This window comes from Alphaproteobacteria bacterium HT1-32 (genome assembly GCA_009649675.1).
GTDB lineage: Bacteria > Pseudomonadota > Alphaproteobacteria > Rhodospirillales > HT1-32 > HT1-32.
This window is the reverse complement of sequence record WJPL01000001.1, coordinates 455,657-479,208: the sequence shown is the minus strand read 5'-3', so window position 1 is coordinate 479,208 and position 23,552 is coordinate 455,657. Positions and strand designations below refer to the sequence as shown.

At 57.8% G+C, this 23,552-nt stretch carries 23 protein-coding genes and 1 tRNA gene; 17 read left to right on the top strand and 7 right to left on the bottom strand.

What is annotated here, in order from left to right; translation table 11 throughout:
* Positions 1 to 22 precede the first annotated feature (22 nt).
* The gene (locus GH722_02205) at positions 23 to 2,113 is read left to right on the top strand and encodes a hypothetical protein (protein ID MRG70568.1); all 2,091 of its coding nucleotides are present in this window, start codon (positions 23 to 25) and stop codon (positions 2,111 to 2,113) included.
* 61 nt (positions 2,114 to 2,174) lie between these two features.
* Here GH722_02205 and GH722_02200 read toward each other — a convergent pair.
* Positions 2,175 to 2,248 (bottom strand) — tRNA-Gln (locus tag GH722_02200).
* A gap of 365 nt (positions 2,249 to 2,613) precedes the next feature.
* On the opposite strand from GH722_02200, the gene GH722_02195 reads away from it, so the two are divergent.
* The 13 genes from GH722_02195 to GH722_02135 all read left to right on the top strand — a co-directional run bounded on the left by GH722_02195 (position 2,614) and on the right by GH722_02135 (position 14,369).
* Entirely contained in the window at positions 2,614 to 3,537 is a 924-nt protein-coding gene (locus tag GH722_02195; protein ID MRG70567.1) for a Ppx/GppA family phosphatase, read from the top strand.
* Positions 3,524 to 4,231 (top strand): methyltransferase domain-containing protein, encoded by a 708-nt coding sequence (locus tag GH722_02190; protein ID MRG70566.1) that lies wholly within the window; start codon positions 3,524 to 3,526, stop codon positions 4,229 to 4,231. Before GH722_02195 ends, GH722_02190 begins: the two co-directional genes overlap by 14 nt.
* Positions 4,232 to 4,302: 71 nt before the next feature.
* Positions 4,303 to 5,766: an IMP dehydrogenase gene (gene guaB / locus GH722_02185; protein MRG70565.1), complete on the top strand. Its 1,464-nt coding sequence runs from the start codon at positions 4,303 to 4,305 to the stop codon at positions 5,764 to 5,766.
* Between the two features lie 21 nt (positions 5,767 to 5,787).
* Entirely contained in the window at positions 5,788 to 7,086 is a 1,299-nt protein-coding gene (locus tag GH722_02180; protein MRG70564.1) for an rRNA cytosine-C5-methylase, read from the top strand.
* 205 nt (positions 7,087 to 7,291) lie between these two features.
* Positions 7,292 to 8,842: a glutamine-hydrolyzing GMP synthase gene (gene guaA / locus GH722_02175; protein MRG70563.1), complete on the top strand. Its 1,551-nt coding sequence runs from the start codon at positions 7,292 to 7,294 to the stop codon at positions 8,840 to 8,842.
* Between the two features lie 49 nt (positions 8,843 to 8,891).
* Positions 8,892 to 10,946, top strand: coding sequence for an acyltransferase family protein (locus GH722_02170; GenBank protein ID MRG70562.1), 2,055 nt, complete (start codon positions 8,892 to 8,894; stop codon positions 10,944 to 10,946).
* Positions 10,947 to 11,047: 101 nt separating this feature from the next.
* Positions 11,048 to 11,368: a metalloregulator ArsR/SmtB family transcription factor gene (locus tag GH722_02165; protein ID MRG70561.1), complete on the top strand. Its 321-nt coding sequence runs from the start codon at positions 11,048 to 11,050 to the stop codon at positions 11,366 to 11,368.
* A complete protein-coding gene (locus GH722_02160; GenBank protein MRG70560.1) occupies positions 11,365 to 11,859 on the top strand; it encodes a polyketide cyclase in 495 nt (164 codons plus the stop codon). Before GH722_02165 ends, GH722_02160 begins: the two co-directional genes overlap by 4 nt.
* A 118-nt stretch (positions 11,860 to 11,977) precedes the next feature.
* Positions 11,978 to 12,598 (top strand): methyltransferase domain-containing protein, encoded by a 621-nt coding sequence (locus tag GH722_02155; GenBank protein ID MRG70559.1) that lies wholly within the window; start codon positions 11,978 to 11,980, stop codon positions 12,596 to 12,598.
* Positions 12,599 to 12,656: 58 nt separating this feature from the next.
* The gene (locus tag GH722_02150; GenBank protein MRG70558.1) at positions 12,657 to 13,034 is read left to right on the top strand and encodes a hypothetical protein; all 378 of its coding nucleotides are present in this window, start codon (positions 12,657 to 12,659) and stop codon (positions 13,032 to 13,034) included.
* Positions 13,035 to 13,099: 65 nt separating this feature from the next.
* Entirely contained in the window at positions 13,100 to 13,579 is a 480-nt protein-coding gene (locus tag GH722_02145) for a copper chaperone PCu(A)C (GenBank protein ID MRG70557.1), read from the top strand.
* Positions 13,579 to 14,193 (top strand): SCO family protein, encoded by a 615-nt coding sequence (locus GH722_02140; protein MRG70556.1) that lies wholly within the window; start codon positions 13,579 to 13,581, stop codon positions 14,191 to 14,193. Before GH722_02145 ends, GH722_02140 begins: the two co-directional genes overlap by 1 nt.
* 38 nt (positions 14,194 to 14,231) lie before the next feature.
* Positions 14,232 to 14,369, top strand: a complete 138-nt coding sequence (locus GH722_02135; GenBank protein ID MRG70555.1) for a hypothetical protein — start codon at positions 14,232 to 14,234, stop codon at positions 14,367 to 14,369.
* Between the two features lie 18 nt (positions 14,370 to 14,387).
* On the opposite strand, the gene GH722_02130 is transcribed toward GH722_02135, so the two are convergent.
* The 4 genes from GH722_02130 to uraH all read right to left on the bottom strand — a co-directional run bounded on the left by GH722_02130 (position 14,388) and on the right by uraH (position 17,927).
* Entirely contained in the window at positions 14,388 to 15,185 is a 798-nt protein-coding gene (locus tag GH722_02130; protein MRG70554.1) for a DUF2927 domain-containing protein, read from the bottom strand.
* Positions 15,082 to 15,945, bottom strand: a complete 864-nt coding sequence (locus tag GH722_02125; protein MRG70553.1) for an oxaloacetate decarboxylase — start codon at positions 15,943 to 15,945, stop codon at positions 15,082 to 15,084. Before GH722_02125 ends, GH722_02130 begins: the two co-directional genes overlap by 104 nt.
* A 134-nt stretch (positions 15,946 to 16,079) precedes the next feature.
* Complete coding sequence (locus GH722_02120; protein MRG70552.1) at positions 16,080 to 17,318, bottom strand: cysteine desulfurase; 1,239 nt, start codon at positions 17,316 to 17,318, stop codon at positions 16,080 to 16,082.
* Between the two features lie 249 nt (positions 17,319 to 17,567).
* The gene (gene uraH / locus GH722_02115; protein ID MRG70551.1) at positions 17,568 to 17,927 is read right to left on the bottom strand and encodes a hydroxyisourate hydrolase; all 360 of its coding nucleotides are present in this window, start codon (positions 17,925 to 17,927) and stop codon (positions 17,568 to 17,570) included.
* Between the two features lie 163 nt (positions 17,928 to 18,090).
* Here uraH and puuE point away from each other — a divergent pair, with 163 nt between their 5' ends.
* From puuE to GH722_02100, 3 genes are read left to right on the top strand one after another with little or no spacing between them, the layout of a single operon-like run.
* On the top strand, positions 18,091 to 19,515 hold the full coding sequence (gene puuE, locus GH722_02110; GenBank protein ID MRG70550.1) for an allantoinase PuuE: 1,425 nt from the start codon (positions 18,091 to 18,093) through the stop codon (positions 19,513 to 19,515).
* Between the two features lie 14 nt (positions 19,516 to 19,529).
* Positions 19,530 to 20,540, top strand: coding sequence for an allantoicase (alc, locus tag GH722_02105; protein MRG70549.1), 1,011 nt, complete (start codon positions 19,530 to 19,532; stop codon positions 20,538 to 20,540).
* Positions 20,537 to 21,034 (top strand): ureidoglycolate lyase, encoded by a 498-nt coding sequence (locus GH722_02100; protein MRG70548.1) that lies wholly within the window; start codon positions 20,537 to 20,539, stop codon positions 21,032 to 21,034. The genes alc and GH722_02100 overlap by 4 nt, the downstream gene beginning before the upstream one ends.
* 52 nt (positions 21,035 to 21,086) lie before the next feature.
* Here GH722_02100 and GH722_02095 read toward each other — a convergent pair whose 3' ends face one another.
* Together GH722_02095 and GH722_02090 are read right to left on the bottom strand one after the other, a co-directional pair.
* Complete coding sequence (locus GH722_02095) at positions 21,087 to 21,620, bottom strand: cupin domain-containing protein (protein ID MRG70547.1); 534 nt, start codon at positions 21,618 to 21,620, stop codon at positions 21,087 to 21,089.
* 27 nt (positions 21,621 to 21,647) lie between these two features.
* Positions 21,648 to 23,540 (bottom strand): TRAP transporter fused permease subunit, encoded by a 1,893-nt coding sequence (locus tag GH722_02090; GenBank protein MRG70546.1) that lies wholly within the window; start codon positions 23,538 to 23,540, stop codon positions 21,648 to 21,650.
* Positions 23,541 to 23,552: the final 12 nt, after the last annotated feature.

Genomic DNA, 23,552 nt, shown 5'->3' with positions numbered 1-23,552 from the left:
CAGAACAGTAGGGTGGTCAGGTTTGACCGAGGTACATTCAGTCGTAAACCGTTATATGCCGGTGGTGATTCTGGGGCTGCTGGTGTTGCTTGGCATCAGTTTGCTGGCCTCCGCCAATGGTGTTGTTCTGAACGTCTGGATGGACCGCGATTTAGCCCGTGCGGCCGATTATCATTTCTTCACGACAGTGCAGGGGCCTGAGTCAGGGGCGGGATTCCGCAGTCCCGGCGGCGGATTTTATGCCCTGCTGGCGGCAGCCTTTGCGGTTGTACCGGACATCATCAGTGCGGCCCTGCTGCAGGCTGCAATGCTTGGTATTGCCTGTCTGCTGCTTGCCGGTGCGGTGTACAGACTATCGGGTAGCTGGTTTCAGGCGATGGCAACCGCGACGATTTATGCCACGTCAGGTGCCTTCCGTGATTTTCAGACATTCTGGAATCCGGGCTTCATTCCGCTGTTTACTGTTCTTCTGACGGTATTGTTATATCAGGCCGCGATAACCAGAAAGGCCGGTTATATCTGCTGGTTCCTGCTGGTTTTGTCCTTTTCCATGCAGATTCATCAGCAGGTTCTGCTGTTTCTGCCTGTTGCTCTGCTGATCTGTGTGGTCTGGCGTCCGGTTTGGAACAGATGGTCTGTGATGCTGGCTGTTGCAGCCTTCATTCTGCCGATAACCCCTTACATTCTACAGGAGATCAGTTCTCCGGCTGTGATGGTATTCGGGGCTGACCGAAGCGTCTGGGATACGCCTTATGTGTCTTCGCCTGCGGTGTCGCTGGACTGGATGGCAGACCGTCTGGGGGTGCTGCTTGCCCTTGCAGGTGACAATGCAGCCTCTGTTGACGGATTGTTCGGCGGTCTTGCAGGTGCGCTGTTATATCAGGCGTTCAGGTTGCATGATTTTTTGCTGATCGTGTTTCTGATTGGCGGCGGGGCGCTTGTTGTCCGGCATCGCAGATTGTTCACGAAACAGGCGGCTGAACAGCATCCGGATCGAATTTTACTCGCTCTGACCCTGTCACTGATCATTGTGGCAATTCTGGTTCTGGCTGCCGGGACCGTGGTTACCGACCGGCATATTGTCTTTGCCGCGCCCGGGTTTGCGATTCTGGCCGGATGGGTAGCCGCCGGGCTGGTTAAAATGATTTCCAGAGATCGCCTGCGTGAAGGTGTCATCACGCTGCTGTATCTGGCGATGGCCCTGAAAATCCTGTTCTTTGCGCTACTCGGCTTTACGGGGTCGGGAATTGATCCGGCCCGGTATGCAGGGGCCCGGATGATACACGATTATATCACGGGTCGGCTGGGCTGGTCTTACGACATGACGTCTGACCGGCTTGCTGTTTTCAATGGTGGCACAGGGCAGCTGGTCTCAGAACGCCTGCCATTCGGTGCCTTCTTCCTGTTGCCGTCATCAAAAATAGCAGAAGGGGACGGCTATACAGGCTGTCTTGTCGCTGTTTCAAAAGGAAGTTCCGGAAAGCTGACGCGGGCCGGACTGACTGAACAGCTCACAGATCATCCCCACCTGAAGCTGCTTATGCCGGTTATAACCGGCATGGATGAGACGGATGCATTCTACTTTGTTCGCTACCGGGGGCGCGAAGGCAATTGCCTCAAGGCGGCAACCAACGCCTACCTTTATCAGGACCCGTTGCAGGTTTCAGGACAAAATGGAGATCTGCCGCAATACCTGACAGGACAGGGCGCATCATCGACTGTCTGGCGTGTCGTCGATGATGCAACACGTCCGCTCCCGCTCTGGTTTGGACTGGTCCCGGGTCCGGACGGGTTGCGTCCCGTACTGGACGGGCGCGAGCTTCGTGGTCATACGGGCTTTAAAACCCGCAAGCTGGAACGGCCCTATGTCGAGTTCAGGGACGGAAGCGGCAATGTAACGGGTCTGTCCGCCAGCCATATTCCGTTTGTCGGTGGCCGGTACAATGATATCGGCACCATGGCCCCGTGGTATTTGCCAACGATCACCCTGCCGGCAGGCAGTTACAGCCTGACACTTGGGTTTTCCGAGGAGGGGACCACAAGGCGGATCAGTCTTGGTGATCTGGAAATTACAGGGAAACCCGGCAGCCCCGGCATTCAATGGCGGAACTGAACCCGCATTCGCGCAATGCTCTGTCGCACAGCGGGCTGACGATATGACTATCAGGAGAAAATGGCTGGGGGACCTGGATTCGAACCAGGGATGCCCGGGTCAGAGCCGAGAGTTTTACCACTAAACTATCCCCCAGCAGGGAAGCACCCGTATCTAGGCTATCTGGTCGATGGATCAAGTGAAAAATCGACCGGGGGATCATGAAAGATCGTAATTTCCGGATTAAAGCGTTCCAAACGACCCTTGTCGTGCCTATCTGAAAGGCGACTTCTTGCAGCGGGTCTGTCTGTCAGGCAGACTCCTGTGAGGGAAAAAGGGAATAACAGGTGCAAAAGCATTCGCAGACGCGGAACAGTCCGGTCGTGGTGGCTGGCTCCGAAGTGAAAGACGAGGCTCGGGATGGTACAAGCCATGCCGCGAAACGTCATCCCTGCGCCTCGCAGCTTCGTGAATTTGACCGGGCATTTGCCGCGATTGATCTGGGCACCAACAATTGCCGGATGCTGATTGCCGGTCCCGGTGAAGATGGTCTCGATATCGTTGACAGTTTCTCGCGGGTTGTCCGGCTTGGTGAAGGGCTGCAGGCAACGGGCAGGCTGAGCGATGAGGCAATGGAGCGTACCGTCGGGGCACTGAAGATCTGCTCAGCCAAATTACGCAAACGCCGTGAAGATGTGGAATTGCGGGCTGTGGCGACACATGCCTGCCGCAAGGCGCAGAACTGCTGCGATTTCGTATTCGATGTGAAATCGGAAACCGGTATTTTTCTGGAAATCATCTCGCCGGAGGAAGAAGGCCGCCTGGCCATGCTGGGCTGCGCACCGCTGCTGGATGATTCCACACCCTATGCCCTGATCTTCGATATTGGCGGAGGCTCCAGTGAGGTGATCTGGGCCAGGCTCGACCCGGTTGAAGGGATGAGCCTGATTGACAGCATTTCAGTGCCGCATGGCGTGGTTACCCTGTCCGAAAAATATGGTGCGGGCGACCTGCCGGATAATCTTTATTGCGAAATCCGGCAGATGATCCGCGAGAAACTCGAGCCTTTCGACCTGCTGCATGATATCAGCGCCGTCGTGGCCCGGGGTGACGCCCAGATGATTGGCGTTTCCGGCACCATGACGACCATCGGCGGGGTGTTTCTGGACCTGCCACGCTATGACCGCCGTCGTGTTGACGGCATGTTGATCGGATTTGATGCAGTAATGAATGTCAGTAGCGAACTCGGGAAGATGGGATGGCGCCGTCGCGCCGAACATCCCTGCATCGGTGAAAGCCGGGCAGATCTGGTGATGCCGGGTTGTGCCATTCTGGAAGCAATCTGCAAGGCCTGGCCGATCGGGACCCTGCGGGTTGCCGACCGCGGTCTGCGGGAAGGCATTCTGCTGGAAATGATGCGGGAGCACGCAAATGGCAGCAGGTAAGCCCGGCGGCGGTGCCCGTCTGGCCTCGCGTGGCGGACGTGGTAAATCGACAAGGGTGAAGACCGCCCGTGGCCGCAAACCATCATCGACGCGCTGGCTGCAGCGCCAGTTGAACGATCCGTTCGTTGCTGAGGCAAAACGGCAGGGATATCGCTCCCGTGCGGCTTTCAAGCTCACCGGACTCGATGAAACCTTCAAACTGCTGCGCAAGGGCCTGCGGGTTGTTGATCTGGGTTGCGCCCCGGGTGGCTGGACACAGGTTGCAGCAGAAAAGGTCGGTCCGGAAGGGGCGGTCGTCGGCATTGATCTGAAAGAGGTCGAGCCGCTGGCTGGTGTTACCCTGATGGTCGGCGACATGGAAGCTGCGGATACACCTGATCGCCTGAAGCAGGCTCTGGGTGGCGAAGCCGATCTGGTCATGAGTGATATGGCAGCCTCGTCTTCCGGACATCAGATGACCGATCATTTGCGGATCATGGCTCTGGCTGAGGCGGCGCTGGATTTTGCCGAGGAAGTGCTGTCGCCGGGTGGTGCCTATGTGGCGAAAGTGCTTCAGGGTGGTTCCGAAAAGGATTTGCTCGACCGGCTGAAGCGGCAGTTCAAGACGGTGAAACACTCCAAACCGGGTGCCAGCCGGCAGGATTCGACGGAAATGTATGTGGTGGCACTGGGTTTTTACGGTAAAAAAGCCTGACATGAAGACTAGCGCTTGGCTTTAACGCGCGACGGCATATATTCAGCCGCCAATTCCGTTCTGGAGGCGGCATGCAAATCAAACAGGCTCTCACATTCGACGACGTTCTTCTGGTCCCCCAGGAATCGAGCGTTCTTCCCAATCAGGCAAAGACTGCAACGCAGTTCACAAAAGACATCGCGCTCAACATTCCGTTGATTTCGGCGGCGATGGATACGGTGACCGAATCGCGGCTGGCCATCGCCATGGCACAGCATGGTGGTATCGGTGTTATTCACAAGAACATGACACCGGAAGAACAGGCGACCGAGGTCCGGCGGGTCAAAAGATTTGAGGCCGGAATGGTCGTCAATCCCCTGACCATCGCGCCCGACGCCACCCTGCAGCAGGCACTTGACCTGATGTCGGCCAATCGTATTTCCGGCCTGCCGGTTGTTGAAAGTGGTTCCGGCAAGCTGGTCGGAGTGCTGACCAACCGGGATGTGCGGTTTGCATCCAATCCGGATGAGCCGGTCAGCCAACTGATGACGAAGGAAAACCTCGTCACGGTTCGCGAAGGTGTCAGCCGGGACGAGGCAAAGCGTCTGCTGCACAAGTTCCGTATCGAAAAGCTGCTGGTTGTTGACGATACCTATCGCTGTATCGGTATCGTGACGGTCAAGGATATCGAGAAGGCACATCAGTTCCCGAACGCCTGCAAGGATGATCAGGGACGACTTCGTGTTGCGGCAGCAACCGGTGTCGGTGAGGAAGGGTCTCGCCGGACGGAACTGTTGCTCGAATCCGGTGTCGATGTGGTGGTGATTGATACCGCGCATGGTCATTCCAGCGGCGTTATCACGGCGGTTGATGCGGTCAAGCGCCGGACCAACTTTACCCAGGTCGTCGCCGGTAATGTGGCAACGGCTGCGGCGGCGCGGGCTCTGATTGATGCCGGTGCGGACTGCATCAAGGTTGGCATTGGTCCGGGATCGATCTGCACCACCCGTATGGTTGCCGGTGTCGGAATGCCGCAGCTGACGGCGCTGATGGATGTGGTCGAAGTTGCCAGCAAATCCGGCATTCCGGTTATCGCTGACGGCGGCATCAAGTTCTCTGGCGACATCGCCAAGGCGATTGCGGCCGGCGCAAGCTGCGTCATGATCGGCTCGCTGTTCGCGGGAACGGACGAATCTCCGGGCGAGGTGTTCCTGTATCAGGGGCGGTCCTACAAATCCTATCGTGGTATGGGCTCTCTCGGTGCGATGGCCCGTGGTTCCGCTGACCGTTACTTCCAGGAAGAGGTCAACGATAACCTGAAGCTGGTGCCGGAAGGCGTCGAGGGTCAGGTGCCTTACAAGGGGCCGATTGGTGGCGTCATCCATCAGCTTGTCGGCGGTCTGAAAGCAGCCATGGGTTATACCGGCAGCGCGGATATTCCGTCATTCCATCAGCGGGCAGAATTCGTTCAGATCACCAATGCCGGTCTGGCCGAAAGCCATGTTCATGATGTCACCATCACCCGGGAAGCACCGAATTACGGGGGACGGAAGTAGAGCGGCCGGGGAGCGGCGGCGATGCGCCCGTCAGCCCGCGTTCAGATGGCAATCGACCTGCTGGACGGTATGTTCGAGGGTCTGCGCCCGGCAGATCAGGTTCTGGCAACCATTTTCCGGCGCTCGCGTTTTATCGGTTCGAAAGACCGGCGGGCGGTGCGTGATCTGGTTTATGGCGTCATCCGTCACCGGTCGCGGCTGGTCCATCGTTTGCGCCAGTACGGGGCTGACGAGACCCCGCGGGCACTGGTTCTGGCCTATCTGGTGATCTCCGGCACGGAATCGATTTCCGAGCTGTTTGACGGGTCGGCGCATTCGCCGATGCCGCTTGATGGCCGGGAACCGGACATGGTGGCGGAACTGGCTCACTTCCACGGAGATGCAGATCAGCCGGTTCCGGTTCGTCTCGAAATACCGGACTGGCTGTATCCCCTGTTACAACAGTCCTTTGGTGACAACCTGATTGCTGAAATGCAGGGGCTGAATGCCGAAGCACCGGTGGATCTGCGGGCAAACAGCCTGAAGTCAGACCGGGATACGGAGCTTGCAGCCCTGCGGGCCGCCGATATTGAAGCTGAAGCCACAGCTTACTCACCCATCGGTATCCGTCTGTCCCGTCGCCTGACGCTCGGCAATTACCCTTCCTACAAGGAGGGCCGGGTCGAGGTTCAGGATGAGGGGTCGCAACTGGCGGCGCTGCTCTGTGGCGTGAAGCCAAAAATGAAGGTTATCGACTTCTGTGCAGGTGCCGGCGGCAAGACGCTGGCGCTGGCTGCTGCAATGAAAGGCCGGGGCGACCTGATTGCCTGTGATACGGACGGGCGTCGCCTTGCAGAATTGCAGGTCCGTGCCGATGCGGCGGGTATTACGGAGATGCTGGGCTATCGCGCTTTGTCCGGTGACGATGACCCCTGGCTGACTGAACATGCAGGCAAGGCCGATGTGGTGCTGGTTGATGCCCCCTGTTCCGGGGTTGGTGCCTGGCGTCGCAGCCCGGACGCCCGCTGGCTGCTGACGGAAGAGCGTCTGCAGGGGTATCTCGACCTTCAGAAAGAGATTCTGGACCGGGCCGCGACACTGGTAAAGCCCGGCGGCAAGCTGGTTTATGTGACCTGCTCGCTGCTTCGTGATGAGAACGAGGCGCAATCTGCGGCTTTTCGTGATCGTCAGCCCGGTTTCACCAGTCACGATCTTGGCCCGGAACTGGGCGAGCTGGGTCTGTCCGCTTTGCCGTCTCAGCAGGGGGAAGTCACCCTCAGCCCGGCGACAACCGGGACGGACGGTTTTTTCATCTCCGTGATGAGGCGTGCTGATGGCTGATGTGGTTTCGCATCGAGCCACAGCAAACAGCCCTGCCGCAATAATCACGACTCCAGATCACCATTTTTATCCTTCGGGGAGCGGCAAGGCTGCATCCCGGAGGATGGTGCTTGCCCCCATATCTCCCCACTTATTCATGACAAAGGAGTAGCCTGCCCATGCTCTGCCACTTGACCAATTCCTCCGCTTCGCGTCTAACCCGGTCATGACGGATAAGGTTCTCATCCTGGACTTCGGGAGCCAGGTTACCCAGCTCATCGCGCGCCGCGTCCGCGAGGGTGGGGTCTATTGTGAAATTCACCCTTTCAACAAGGTGACGGCTGAGAGCATTGCGGATTTTGATCCGAAGGCGATCATCCTGTCTGGCGGGCCGGCATCGGTCACCCAGATCGATACCCCCCGTGCACCGCAGGCGGTGTTTGATACGGGATTGCCGCTGCTTGGTATCTGTTATGGTGAGCAGACCATCTGCGCCCAGCTTGGCGGTGCGGTTACCCCGTCAGACCATCAGGAATTTGGCCGCGCCTTCGTTGACATCGTCGATGACTGTGCGCTGTTCCAGGATGTCTGGAGCGTTGGCGGACGCGAACAGGTCTGGATGAGCCATGGTGACCGCATTGATGCCATCCCGGAAGGCTTCAAGGTTGTCGCCCGGACAGACAGCGCCCCCTATGCCGCGATTGCCAATGATGAGAAGCGCATCTATGCGGTGCAGTTCCATCCGGAGGTGGTGCATACCCCGCATGGCAAGGAACTGATCCACAATTTCATTCATAAGGTTGCGGGCTGTAGCGGCGACTGGACGATGGCGGCTTTCCGAGAACAGGAAATAGCCAAGATCCGGGCACAGGTTGGTGATGGCAAGGTGATCTGCGGTCTGTCCGGTGGTGTGGATTCCTCGGTTGCCGCCGTGCTGATCCACGAAGCCATCGGCGACCAGCTGACCTGCATCTTTGTCGATCACGGCCTGTTGCGTCTGAACGAGGCGGAGGAAGTGGTCCGGGTGTTCCGCGACCAGTACAATATTCCGCTGGTGCATTCTGACGCGTCAGAGCGGTTCCTTGGCGACCTGGCCGGGGTTTCTGACCCGGAACAGAAGCGCAAGATCATTGGTCGTGATTTCATCGAAGTCTTCGAGATGGAAGCGGAGAAGATTGGCGGCGCGGACTTCCTCGCACAGGGCACGCTTTATCCGGATGTCATCGAGAGCGTCAGTTTCACCGGCGGCCCCAGCGTCACCATCAAAAGCCATCACAATGTGGGTGGCCTGCCGGAACGCATGAATATGCAGCTGGTCGAGCCGCTGCGGGAACTGTTCAAGGATGAGGTCCGTGACCTTGGTCGTGAACTTGGCATTCCCGAGACCATTGTTGGCCGGCACCCGTTCCCCGGCCCGGGCCTCGCGATCCGCATTCCCGGCCCCGTCTCGGCAGAACGCTGCGACATTCTCCGCAAGGCCGATGCCATCTATATCGAGGAAATCCGCAATGCGGGTCTGTATGATGCGATCTGGCAGGCATTTGCCGTGCTGTTGCCGGTACAGACCGTGGGCGTCATGGGCGATGCCCGTACCTACGACTTCGCCTGCGCCCTGCGCGCTGTAACCTCAACCGATGGCATGACGGCGGATTACTATCACTTCGACCATGAATTCCTCGGTCGCACCGCCAACCGTATCATCAACGAAGTCCGCGGTATCAACCGGGTGGTCTATGACGTAACGTCGAAGCCACCGGGCACGATTGAGTGGGAATGAGGACGGTCTGAACGTCTGACGGTCGGGTTCCGCGGTAAGGGTTGTTGTTTTGAAGTATCGTCCGGAGATAGACGGGTTACGGGCCCTTGCGGTTGTTCCGGTCATTCTGTTCCATGCCGGGTTCGGGGCGTTCAGCGGCGGGTATGTCGGCGTCGACGTGTTCTTCGTCATCAGCGGATATCTGATAACGACGATCATCCTGACGGAAATGGCAGAGGACAGGTTCAGCCTTGTCCGCTTCTATGAACGACGGGCGCGCCGGATTCTGCCGGCACTGATACTGGTGACGCTGGTCTCTCTGGCTTTCGGCTGGATCTTTCTCAATCCGATTGCGGTGAAAAGCCTGGCCACCAGTACCATCGGCGTGGCGACCTTTACGTCGAATATTCTGTTCTGGCTCGGTAAGGGATATTTTGAAGAAGCATCTGAACTGATGCCTCTGATCCATACATGGAGCCTTGCGGTTGAAGAGCAGTATTATGTGATCTTCCCGGTCGCCCTGATGTTGCTCAGCCGGGTGGGCGTGACAAAGTTTGCACCGGTTTTTGCTGCTCTGGTCGTCATCAGTCTGGCCGTCGCGGTCTGGGCGGTAAGTTTTCAGACACATCCCAGAATTGTCAGTGGTGCCTTTTTCCTGTTGCCGACCCGCGGATGGGAATTGCTGCTTGGCGGGATCGCCGCCCTGATACTGATGAAACAGCGGAATGGTGGCACGGGGAGCGTTCTTCAACAGGCTCTCGCAGCGCTTGGCCTTGCCGCCATATTGCTGTCGGTCGTGATCTATGATTCGCAGACGGCGTTTCCCGGTCTTGCTGCTCTGTTGCCCACCGTCGGGGCTTTTCTGATTATCCTTTATGGCACCGGTGACACGTTCACCGGCCGGTTGCTGGCCAATCCGTTGCTGGTCGGTCCGGGGCTGATATCTTACAGCCTGTATCTCTGGCACCAGCCGCTCTTTGCCTTCTACCGGCATATGCAGGGGACGACCGTCATTGATGTGACGGCAGCTGTGCTGCTGATCCTGGCTTCTGCCGTTCTGTCTTTCATCACATGGAAGCTGGTTGAAACACCTTTCAGAAGACGGGACTTCCTGTCTGTGAAACGCCTGCTGTCCGTCAGCTTTGTGGCGCTGCTGGCGGTCGGTCTTTGTGGTGCCTTCACCCGCATGACCACCAGTGGATATGAGGACTGGCTGGCGAAAGATCTGGCGAAATATGACTATGTCTATTTCGGGAACCTCGACGAGCGGCGCTTCATGGAAAGCCGGTTCCGGTATGAAACACGGCAGCCGGAGATTGTTGTCATGGGGTCCTCCCGGATGATGCAGATCGGCAGTCAGACACTGGACGGAAAGGTTCTCAATCTGAGCGTCAGCGGTGCATCGGTTGAAGATTATGTGGCACTGGTTGGTGAGGCGACGGCAAAGTTCGATATCCGGACCGTCTATCTTGGTGCTGACCCCTGGCTGTTCAACGCAGCGTCCGGACAACTGAGATGGAAATCTGTCGAGGGACTTTATGCCTATTGGCAGGATCAGATAAGCAGGGCAGTGCAGACCGCGCAGCCTGCCGAATATCCTCCACGGTCGGATCAGTATGACCCGGTGGATGCAGGGTTTGCCGAACGGTTATTCCGGTCCGTTAACCGGTCCGCCTTCCGGGCGGAGACGGGCAGGGTCGAGGCACAGCCGAAAAAGGTCTATGACGGATTCCACGTTAACAGCGAACTGGATATCGCCCGGACAGAGCAGGAGATTAAAAGCGGGTTTCCCGCACTGCTGAATTATGCCATGGCGACCTACAGGCCCTCGGACGCGGCAATCCGGGACTACAGTGATCTGATCCGGTTCCTGAAGCAGCAGGATATCGAGGTGTTTCTGGTCCTGCCTCCCTATCATCCGGAGATGATTGCAGTGATGCGGACAGAAAAGCCGTTGTTTCTGGAGATTGAAGAGCGGTTCCGGGAACTGGCGGATGACCTGTCTGTTCCTGTTCTCGGCTCTTATGATGCGGTCAGAGCCGGTTGCCCGGCAGAGGGATTCTATGACGGGATGCACCCGAAAGAAGCCTGTATGCGGGAAATTCTGATGCAGGGTCAGAACTGATAACAGCCTCTTAAAACTCAGGATGGAGGTCTGATTCAATCCTTTGACTTTACATGCAGGTAAATGCCTGCATATTGTCATCCAACAAAGCGAGATATGGAATGGATGCGGACAAGGTGTTCAGGGCGCTGGGGGATCCCAGCCGGCGGAAGCTGCTGGACCTGCTCTGTGAGCGGAACGGGCAGACGCTGGGGGAGTTGTGTAACCACCTTGATATGGCCCGGCAGTCGGCAACCCAGCATCTCGGTATTCTGGAGGCAGCCAATCTGGTGAGTACGGTCCGGCGTGGCCGGGAGAAGCTGCATTTCATCAATCCGGTGCCGCTGCATGAAGTTTATGAGCGGTGGGTGAGGAAGTTTGAGCGGCAACGGCTCAGTCTGTTGCACGACCTGAAAACAGAACTTGAGGGAGATGGACAATGAGCAAATCAACAACTGAATTCGTTTATGTCACTTATATCCGGTCCACAGCTGAAAAGGTGTTCGAGGCGATCACGAAGCCGGAGATTGCCCGGCAATACTGGCAGCATGAGAATGTCTCGGACTGGAAACCCGGCTCAAGATGGGAGCATGTGCGCAGTAATGACGAGCGCAAGGTCCGGCTGATCGGGGATGTGGTTGAATGCACACGGCCGACACGTCTGGTTATCACCTGGGCAGGTGCCTCTGATTACGAAGACCGTTCCAGCCACAGCCGGGTGACCTTCGAGATCGAGCCGTTTGAAGATATGGTCCGGCTGACCGTCATCCATGACGAGTTGCAGACAGGCAGCGAGATGGCGGCGGGTATCAGTCAGGGCTGGCCACGGGTGCTGTCGAGCCTGAAATCGCTGCTGGAAACGGGTGAGGCAATTGATGTTTTTGCCCGGCCATTATCAGGCGATGGCGATCAGATAGCCTGTGCCGGCGAGTAACTTCCGGTACGGCTTTGCCTGTCCGGTTTGCGACCGCCATGCGGATGGTCTACCAGTTTGCCAAAGACAGAGGCGGTGAGTGGCGTTGAGCAAATATCGGATAAATGTCGGTTGCGGAATGACCCTGACCGAGGGATGGCTGAATTTTGATAATTCCCCCAGCGTCAGGCTGGCTGCTTTCCCGGCGGTCTGGAAGATGCTGGGCGGAATTGGAATCATCTCACCGGCCCAGCGTTCCTATATTGAATTCTGTGCCCGGCATCAGGTGATTTATGCAAATGCGGTGCGCCGCATTCCGCTGGCTGATGGCTCGGTGGAGGTGATCTACAGCTCACATATGCTGGAGCATCTGAGCCAGAGGGAAGCGGCAGGTTTTCTCAGGGAGGCATTACGGGTTTTGCAGCCGGGCGGAATTATCCGTCTGGCACTGCCTGATCTGGCGATGGCGGTTGATGCCTATCGCCGGGACGGGGATGCAGATGCGTTCATGGACGGTCTGCTGGTGGCGGCCCCGCCCCTGTCATCCCTGAAGGACAGGCTGCGGCTGCTGTTCTCCGGTTACCGTCATCACCAGTGGATGTATGACGGTAACTCGCTGAAGGCGCTGGTTGAGCGGAACGGTTTTGCCGGGGCTGTCATCCAGCCGCCCGGTCAGACAATGATCGGTGATCCGGGGACTCTGGACCTTCAGGAACGGAGCGACCAGTCGGTTTATGTCGAGGCCCGTAAACCCGGTTGACCTTTAGCCGCTACCGATAATGGATGACGCTGCGGATTGCCGGTGGTAATTAGCGGTCATGAGCCTGCGAGTTTCATCACCGTCCTTTTTTGCCCGGCTGCGCCGGGAACGGCATTCCTTTGCTGTTCTCGCCGTTCTGTTGTTTTCATTGCAATGGATTGTGCCTGTCGCAGCGGTGGCCAGCGGCTCTGTCGAGATCTGCTACGGCAATGGTGAACCGGAGGGTGAGACAAACATCCATCTCGGGCATTGTCCCGGTGCGGTCGGTTGCGCCAGTCTCAGTGGCCCCGGTATGCTGGTTCTGGGTGCTGTTTCTTATGATGAACCGGGGCAACGGGTCTCCGGCCAGCCACTACGTCCCTGTGCAGAGTCCTTCGGCTCTGCCGGGCTGAACCCCTTTGATGCATTCGGACGCGGCCCGCCCGGTCATTCCTGACGATCACAGACTTCACAGATATTGATCAATTGCGCCCACCGTGGCGCTTCTCAGGGAATGACGAAATGAACACTCTTATCAAACAGGTCGCGGTTGCGGCCATCCTCGTGCTGTTTTCCTCCGTTGCCGGATCGGCTCACGAACTCAAACATGGCGACCTGATGATGATGCATCAGTGGGTGCGTGCCACGCCGGAGAAAGCCCCGACCTCAGCCGGCTATCTGATTATTCGCAATATGGGCAAAACCGCAGACCGGCTGGTTTCGGTTGAAAGCAGCATTGCCCGCAAGACCGAAGTTCACACCATGACCATGGATGGCGGCGTGATGCGGATGCGCCAGCTGGAAGACGGCCTTGAAATTCCGGCAGGGGGTGAGGTTGCACTGAAGCAGGGGGCTGAACATATCATGTTCATGGGACTGACAGGTCAGGTAAAGGAAGGCGCTGACGTGACGGTTCGCCTGAACTTTGAAAAAGCGGGACCGGTAGATGTTACTTTCCCGGTGCAGAAAAAGGATAATCACATGAAACACGGAACGCACTGATGAGCGGCATGAAGGTTCTGCGGTATGTCCTCTGGGGGCTGTGTGGTGTTGTCGGGATCGGACTGGGCGTACTTGCCTTCCGGGCCTTCGAACAGGGCACGGCTCCGGGCCAGCAGATATCGCAGGCCGGCAAGTTCGGCGTACCGTTCAGTCTGGTCCGTCATAATGGCGAGCCGGTTGATGAAACGCTGTTTACCGGCAAGCTGTCGCTGGTTTATTTCGGCTTTACCTTCTGCCCTGATGTCTGCCCGACAACCCTGACCGATATGACCGGCTGGGCGGATGAACTGGGGGCTGATGCCGACCGGGTCAATATGGTCTTTGTTACCGTTGATCCGGAGCGCGATACGGCCGAAGTGATGAGCAATTACATCACGTCGTTCTCGGACCGCATTATCGGTGTCACTGGTGAACCGGAGGCGCTGAAGAACATGCTGCGCGGCTATAAGGTCTATTTTTCGAAAGTCCCGCTGGAAGGTGGTGACTACACGATGGACCATACAGCCGGTGTTTACATACTGGACAGTCAGGGAGATTTCGCCGGCACCATTGCCTACGGTGCCAGTCAGGAAGATGCGCTTGTGAAAATTCGCAAGGTACTGGAACGCAGCTGACAGTCGACTTCGGATAAAGACAGGACTATATTGACGCCATGAAACGGACCGCACTCATTGCAGCCGCCTTCATGGCGTCAACTTTTCTGGTGGCCTTCGGCGCAAGCCTCTGGGCCAGTCAGGGAGAGGCGTATTATGTCTCCACGATTGTCACGGGGCTGCCGCACTGCTTCTGACAGTGAGGCACGTGCCGTTCAGCGCATTTGCTGGGCAATGATGCCAAGTGCAATTGGCATGGCCGTCCGCCGGTCCATTCCCGGTTTCAGCCGTTTATCATACAATGTCCGGATCAGAATCCGGTCAGTTTCGGTCAGGGAATGCCGGACGATCTGGTCGTTGAAGATGCTTTCCTCGACGATGGTCGAATCATTTCGCAAGCCGAGTGCCTGGGTGACCTCCTGATAGATGCAGTGCCGTGTCTTCTCGACCGTATCTGTTGAGATATAGACATCAGCAAAAGCAATCTCGCCATTCGATTTGCGACCGACACCAAAGGCGCAGTTTGCCCGCTTGAAGGGTGTCTTTTCCCGGATCTCTGCAGTGCTCATGAAATAGATCCGGAAGGTTGCTTTTCGTTTGCTCAGCTTTTGTGTCGTGAAGCCAAGTCCGGTCATCTTGCCGAGATCATTCAGCAGTGCGGCGAGTTCCTTGAAATGTGCTTTTCCGCCGACAACGTTGATCACCGGCTGACGTTCCCAGCGTGACAGCGGGGCCTCCTTGCCGGAGGCCTCAAGGAACAGGGCGACCTTCTCAAAATGTTTGGAGACCCGCTCTATTTCCTCCGGACTGGCAGCCCGGACGGGGCTGAACGTCGTTGTAACGACCAGACTGGCCAGCACAAAGGCGCTGGCCAGTACCGTCACCGGACGGAAGACAGAGCGGGACATTCTATTTACCGCCGTAGCCGAGATAATCGGCCTTGCCCGCATCATAGAAGGCGCTCCGGCTGTAGCGTTCCAGAATGTCGGCAGGGGGCTGCACGTCGGCGACATCAGTGCCTGTGCGCATTTTCACCAGCGTCTTGTAGATGCCCTCGACGGCGGCTTTCCAGGTCGGATGACCCTGCAGGCAGATGCGCACGCCTTCTGAAGCCAGACCTTCGAGATCCTTGAGATCCGCAGGCGCGCCACCCAGAACAAGGGGCAGGCTGGTTGCCGCCGTGGCTGCCTGAAGTTGTTCGCGTGACTTGAAACCAACGATGAAGAGCGCATCAACGCCACAGGCTTCCATTGCCTTCAGCCGCTCGGCAAGTTCCGGCCCGTCACACAGGCCCGCATGGGTCCGCCCGAAGATGCAGAGTTCCGGGTCACGGCGGGCGGCGAGTGCGGCCCGCAGCTTGCCGGTCATTTCCTCAATCGAAATCAGCTTTGCCAGCGGGAGCGAAGCATGGGGTGCCGGCAGCAGGGTGTCCTCAATGGACAGGCCGGCAACGCCGGACGTCTCCATCTCGATGATGGTCCGGGCGACATTGAGCGCATTGCCATAGCCATGGTCAGCATCGACGCAGAGCGGTAGATCGCTGGCCCGGCAGATCCGGCGACACTGTTCGGCAAATTCGGTCTGGGTCATCAGGGTGATATCGGGATCGCCGAGAATCACATAGGAGGCGATGGAGCCACCCAGCATACCGATCTCGAAGCCGATATCTTCCGCCATGCGGATCGACATCGGGTCGAATACGGGTGCGGGGTGAACGCATTTGTCACCGCTCAGAATTGCACGAAGTTTTTGCCGTCCGGAAATCGTCGTCACCTTGGTCTCCCTTATGATGTTCGGACAATTGAAGCATTCCGGAGCATGCAGGGGCAAGCGCATCCCGAAGGATAATTTCCACCTGACGTAATTTCTGTCGTCAGTACTGGTTTGCGATCGTGGCCGGGGTCTGGTTACAGGCCGTTGTTTTTGTACCAGCTGACGATCAGTTGCCGTTCCTCCGGCTCCATGTAGGAAACATTCGCAGGCGGCATCGCGTGGGTGACACCGGCCTGCAGGAAGATAGCCTTTGCATGGGTCAGAATGTCATTTTCGGTTTCAAGCCGGACATTCTTTGGCGCGACGGCAATGCCTTCCCATCCGGGCTCCGTCGCGTGACACATGGAACAGCGTCCCTGCACGGTGATGACGACATCCTCAAACCCGGCGGCTGAAGCCAGTTGCTGCTGCTGTTCGGTTAGCGGACGCTCTGCCGCTTCGTCAGGCCCGTCCGGGTTCAGCCAGAGCGGTGCCAGTGACAGCAGAATGATGATTGCAAAGACAGCGACTGTCGCCGGAATTGTCCAGACCGGTGTCGCACCACCGGCATGACGGGTGTTGAAGAAATGGCGGATCGTGACGCCCATCAGGAAGACCAGGCTGGCAATGATCCAGTTGTAGTCACTGGCAAAGGCAAGGGGGTAGTGGTTCGACAGCATCAGGAAGATGACGGGCAGGGTCAGGTAGTTATTGTGGGTCGACCGCAGCTTGGCGGTCTTGCCATATTTTGCGTCCGGTGTGCGGCCGGCTTTCAGGTCGGCGACGACGATCTTCTGGTTCGGGATGATGACGATGAACACATTGGCGGACATGACGGTCGCCGTGATGATCCCCAGATGCAGCAGGGCCGCGCGGCCTGTAAAGACATGGGTGAACCCCCAGGCCAGTAGCACGATGATGGCATAAAGCACGATCATCAGCAGGGTTGCATTATCGCCCAGCCTGCTGCGGCACAGCAGGTCATAGCCGAACCAGCCCAGCACGATGATACCAAGTGAAATCGCAATCCCCGCATAGGGCGGAATATCAAGGACGTTGGGGTCGACCAGATAAAGGTCGGCGCCGGCATAGTAGACCAGACAGAGCAGGATAAACCCGGACATCCATGTCCAGTAACTTTCCCACTTGAACCAGATCAGATGTTCCGGCAGGGCCTCCGGGGCGACCATGTACTTTCGGATATGGTAGAAACCGCCGCCATGTACCTGCCATTCCTCGCCACTGACACCCGGCGGCAGGTCGGGAGATTTCCGTAAACCCAGATCAAGGGCGATGAAGTAAAAGCTGGATCCGATCCAGGCGATTGCCGTAATGACATGCAGCCATCGCGCGGCGAATTCCAGCCAGTCCATGACCATGATTGTCTCTATCATCGCAATCTCCCCTTGCCGATGCGGGCAAGATTAGCAGATTTGATTGCCCCGGCTACCTTGATAATCAGCAAGGACTTTCAAATAAAATCTGTGATACCGGAATGGTTTCGGGGCCTGGCGCAAAGGTGTCTGAATGGGTGATCTCACCACAGTTCGCCTGTCCGTCCAGATGATTTGGCCGGGTGTCATACCGGCGGCTACCCCTGGTGCCGGACGCCGTTTTCTGGCCCCTGTCCCCGTGCCGGTGGTTCAGCTGCCCCGGTAGGTTGAATAGCCGAACGGCGAGAGCAACAGTGGCACATGATAATGCGATTCAGGATCGGAAATGCCGAACCGGACCGGAATGTCATTCAGAAACTTCGGCTCGGCCAGTCCCTCCGCGTGGTTGTCCAGATAGGCCCCGGCCCGGAAAACCAGTTCGTAACTGCCGGTCTGGAATTCTTCCTTCGGCAGGATCGGGCTGTCGGTACGACCGTCTGCGTTGGTGATGGCTGTCCGGATCAGTATTTTCTGGCTCTGCTCGATCCGGTACAGCGCAATTTCCAGCCCGGCGGCGGGCAGGCCGCGTGCCGTATCAAGAACATGGGTTGTCAGGAAGCCTTTATTCATCGCTTGATGACCTCTCGGAATTGCCGGAAGCATGATGAGCCAGACCGGTATGATTGGAAACAGTTCTCGCAGAAAAATCTTTCACTGTTTTTTTTGAAAATAGCCGGAATTACTTTGATCTGGTAATGGATGGAACAGACAACAGATGGATGAAGCGAACCGGATGACTGGTTATCCCCGTGACATGAATGGCTATGGTGCCGTGACCCCCGACCCGCAATGGCCGGGTGGTGCCCGCATTGCCGTGCAGATTGTCCTGAATTACGAGGAGGGCGGTGAAAACAACATCCTGCATGGAGATGCGGCTTCGGAAGCCTTCCTGTCAGAGATCGTCGGCGCGGCGGCCTGGCCCGGTCAGCGCCACTGGAATATGGAATCGATCTATGAATATGGTGCCCGCGCCGGTTTCTGGCGCCTGCACCGGCTGTTCACGGAACTTGATATCCCGGTGACTGTCTATGGTGTCGCCACGGCGCTGGCCCGTTCACCCCGGCAGGTTGAGGCTATGCAGTCGGCTGGCTGGGAAATTGCCAGCCATGGCCTCAAGTGGATTGAGTACCGGGATTATTCCCCGGAAGCAGAACGGGCTGATATGCTGGAGGCGATCCGCCTGCATACGGAGGTTTGCGGCGAGCGGCCACGCGGATGGTATACCGGACGCTGCTCCGTCAATACGGTAGATCTGGTGGCGGCGGAAGGCGGGTTTGATTATGTCGCCGACAGTTACGCGGATGACCTGCCCTACTGGCACCGTAAAGCAGACGGAGGCGCGCAGCTTGTCGTGCCCTATACCCTTGATGCCAATGACATGCGGTTTGCGACGCCGCAGGGGTTCAATGCCGGAGAGCAGTTTTTCAACTATCTGAAAGACAGTTTCGACGCATTATACAGCGAAGGCGCCGCCGGTTCGGCAAAGATGATGTCGGTTGGTCTGCATTGTCGCCTGATCGGCAGGCCGGGCCGTATCATGGCTATACGACGCTTTCTGGAATATGCCCGCAGTCATGAGGCGGTCTGGTTTGCGACACGCCTCGACATTGCCCGGCACTGGCAGAAAATCCATCCGTTTCAGGAAAACCGGATTCGCCCCGGCGATCTGTCGGAAGCAGAGTTTGTCGCAAAGTTCGGTGGCATATTCGAACATTCCCCCTGGGTTGCCGAACGCGCCTGGAAGCTGGAACGTGGACCCGCGCATGATACGGCGACCGGTTTGCACAGCGCCCTGAAACGCTGCTTCCGGTCAGCCGGTAAGGATGAAAAGCTGGCGTTGCTGAACGCGCATCCTGATCTGGCGGGCAAACTTGCACAGGCGAAACGGCTGACGGAACAGTCCTCCAGCGAACAGGCATCTGCCGGGCTTGATGCCCTGACAGATGAGGAACGGGCAACCTTCCAGAAACTGAATGCGACCTATGTGGAAAAATTCGGCTTTCCGTTCATCATCGCGGTGAAGGGGCTGACAAAGGACGCGATCCTCGACGCCTTCCATCGCCGTATCGACCATGACTATGACAGTGAATTTTCCGAAGCCTGCCGGCAGGTGGAGCGCATAACGCTGCTTCGTCTGCGCGACATTTTACCCGATTGAGAACAGGACCAGAGATGACACCGACAGATACAGCCACTCCCGCCTTTGTTCATAACAGTATCAACCTGGCCTCTGCCGGGCTGGGGGCGCGTGCGATCCGGGCGACAGATGAGTTCTTTGCCCCGCTGGAACGTATGCTGCAGGATTCCGACGCTGTCTTTCTGCCGGATGAGTATGACGATAACGGCAAGTGGATGGACGGCTGGGAAACCATTCGCCGTCGCAATGGCGGGCATGATGTGGCTGTTGTTGCGCTTGCCACAGGCGGACGGATTGCCGGGTTTGATGTCGATACCTCGCACTTTACCGGCAATTACGCACCGGCCTGCCGGATCGAGGCGATCAATTCCGTCGAGGATCCGGCTGATGATGCGGCCTGGGTTGAAATTCTCCCGACCCGTGAGCTCGGGGCCAGCGCGCATCATTACTTCGACTGCAACAGCGACGAGGTCTGGACCCATCTGCGCCTGCATATCTATCCGGATGGCGGTGTCGCCCGTCTGCGTGTCTATGGCACGCCGCAGATCGACACGGCGGCGGCAAAGGGGTGCGAGATTGATCTTGTCTCCTCGCTGAACGGGGGGCGTATCCTCGGGTTTTCCGATGCACATTACGGTTCGTACCATCGCCTGCTGGCACCGGGCCGCGGGCTCAATATGGGCGATGGCTGGGAGACCCGGAGACGACGTGAACCGGGATTTGACTGGATTGTTCTGGCTCTGGGCACACGTGGCGTCATCAGACATGCGGTGATCGATACCGGCTTCTACAAAGGCAATTACCCTGAGAGCTGCTCATTGCAGGCGGCTGATCTCAGCGACTTCGGGGGAGACCTCAACAGGTCGGTGATTACCTCGGCGATGTTCTGGGATGAACTGATGGAACGGCGCAAGCTGTCACCGATGACAGAGCATGTCATACCGGCAGATGATATCCGGTCACTGGGGCCGGTTACCCATGTCAGGATGAATATCTATCCGGATGGCGGTATCAGCCGGCTGCGGCTTTTTGGAACCATTGCATGACACGGAACATTCTCGTCCAGCCACTGACTGCTGCGGCGTTCGCACCGTTCGGTGATGTCATCGAGCTGTCGGGTGAGCCGGATTTCATCATCAACCGGGGGTTATGCGGCCGGTATCACGATCTGGTGGCCCCGGAAGTGGGAGAGGGGAGAGCGGGCATCAGCCTGTTCAAGTCCGAGACCCGCAGTTTGCCCTATCAGCTGGACATGATGGAGCGTCATCCGCTTGGCAGTCAGGCTTTCATTCCGATGACGGGGGATGCGTTCCTTGTCATCGTTGCACCGGATAACAATGGCAGACCGGGACAACCGGTCGCTTTCATGACCAGCCCCGGACAGGGGGTCAATTATGCCCGCAATACCTGGCATGGCGTACTGACCCCGCTGGCAGAACCGGGGCTGTTCGCCGTCATCGACAGGATCGGTGATGGTAATAACCTGGAGGAATACGAGTTCGACGCGCCTTTCATCATCACAATGAAGGATGCCGGATAACCGATAACACCCGGTCCCGGGACGTGATCTGTGGTCAGCGAAGAAGGGAGCGTCAGCGTTTTACCGCATCAACCAGAATGAAGGCGATCTGGCAGGGTTCCGTGCCTCGGTTTGACCAGGCATGGTTGGTGCCCTGCTGGACCACGGTATCACCGGCTTTCAGCAGCACTTCATCCTCATCCATCATCATGTAGATTTCACCGGTCAGGATAACCGCGTAATCGACGGAATCGGTCCGGTGCATGAAGGGATGGCGGGCACCTTCCACGACATTGGCACCGGCACCCATTTCGGCAAAGGCCGCCTTGCCGTCGAGCTTTGCCAGCACTTCCGGGTCTTCCGGGTCAAACTGCACGATCCGGAAGACGGATCCGTTCTTCGGGGGATGCAGGATCAGCGGGCCTTCAACCGGGTCGTTATGCAGTTCCATGTCTGCCGGTGTGCGGTCGGCCTTCCACAGATTGGTCAGTGTGACGCCCGGCCGGTTGGGGCGTTGCAGAATGGCGGTTGCCTCGCCATCCATGATCACCTTTGCCACGCCATTTTCATCATGTCCGGTGACAACCCGTCTTATTTTTCGGCCCATCCGGAATCTCCTCTTCTGTCTCTGTTCTCAGTCGGTGTTAAGTGAAGCTGAATGCCTGCTGCGCATCCGGCCAATGATGATCACGGTGACGGCCAGCGTCAGTCCGGCAAGGTCTGATATCCAGCCCTGTGCCAGCAGGGAAAGCCCCGCAATCAGTAACAGGCCCCGCAGTGGCATGGTCAGCGGGCGGTCCAGATAGCCGATGACAAAGGCTGCAAGGCAGACCACCCCGGCGAGCCCGGTGACAGCCGCCTGTGCAATATCCATCCAGGGACCGTCCATCATCAGGGCCGGGCCGAAGAAGAACATGAAAGGCAGCACATAGCAGGTGATGCCATAGCTGAAGGCGGTCCAGCCGACCTTGTTGATGTCGGCATTGGCAATGCCTGCCGCGACATAGGAGGCCAGTGCGACCGGAGGGGTTATGGTGGAAACGCAGCCATAGAAGAAAACGAACATATGTGCGGTCAGCAGGGGGACACCCAGATCGGCAAGCGCAGGTGCGACAACGGTTGCCAGGATCAGATAGGCCGCTGTGGTTGGCAGCCCCATGCCCAGAATGATTGCCGTTACCATGGTCAGCAGCAGCGCGAAAAAGGCGATGCCGCCGGATGCGGTGATAATCAGTCCGGAAATCTTTGATCCCAGACCAGTGATGCCGAGCGTTCCCGCAATGATACCGGCCGCGGCGCAGGCAATGGCTATCGGTACGACACTTTTCGCCCCGTCACTGATTGCCCGGGCGGCCCGGATGAACAGGTCTGCATTGATCCGCCGCGTCCAGATGATGTGACTGACAAACAGCACCAGAATCGAGATGAACGACGCCTTGAAGGGTGAATAGCCGTTCAGCATCATCGCAATCAGGATTGCGAAGGAGAGGATAAAACGGCTGCCTTTCAGCAGGATCATCCATGTTGCTTCGTCATCATTTTCCGGCGGGGGCAGAGGGGACAGATTGACCTTTGTTGCCTGCAGATGGACCACGAAGAAGACCGAGGCAAAGAACAGCAAAGCCGGTATCAGGGCGGCCTGCATGATGCTGGTGTAGGGCGTGCCGATGATTTCAGCCATGATGAAGGCGGCGGCGCCCATCACCGGTGGCATCAGCTGCCCGCCGGTCGACACGACGGCTTCAATGGCACCGGCCTGATGCGGCTGATAGCCTTCACGCTTCATCATCGGGATCGTCAGTGTGCCGGTGACGGCCACATTACCGGCAGCAGAACCGGAGATCATGCCAAGCAGGGTGGAGAAGATGACGGCTGTCTTTGCCCCGGCGGCGCGCATGCCCTGGGTCAGCCGCTGGGCGAGTTTGAAAAAGAACTCCCCGGCACCGAATTCGCTGAGAAACGCACCATAGATGGCGAACAGGATGATGTAGCTCGACGAGACCCCGATGGGGACACCATAGATACCCTGTGATGTGGTGGTCAGGAACTCGGCCATTCGTTCAAGGCCGTAGCCGCGGCCATAGAAAACGCCGGGCAGGTAGCTGCTGTAGAACGGATAGGTAAAGAAGATCAGGCAGATGCAGGAAAGCATCAGCCCGACACCGCGCCGGGCGGCCTCCAGAATCAGGAACAGGATCAGAATGCCGGACCATGTATCCAGCCATTCGGTTTCTCCACCGCTCATGGCGATATCCTGCCAGCGGCTCAGCATGTACAGGCCGCTGACGATGGAGATTACCGCAAGGACCAGGCTGACGGCACGGTCCGCAAAGCTGTGCTCTGACCGCCGGAAAGTCGGGCGCATCAGAAAGATCAGCCCCAGCATCATCAGCAGGTGAAAGATCCGGATATCGCGGGTCGACAGGACGAGCAGTCCGGAGACATTCAGCAGATGAAAGCTGCCGATGACGAAGGCCATGACCGCAATGATACGGCTGCGCAAATCAGGTTTCAGGATGTCTGTCATGACAGGGACGGG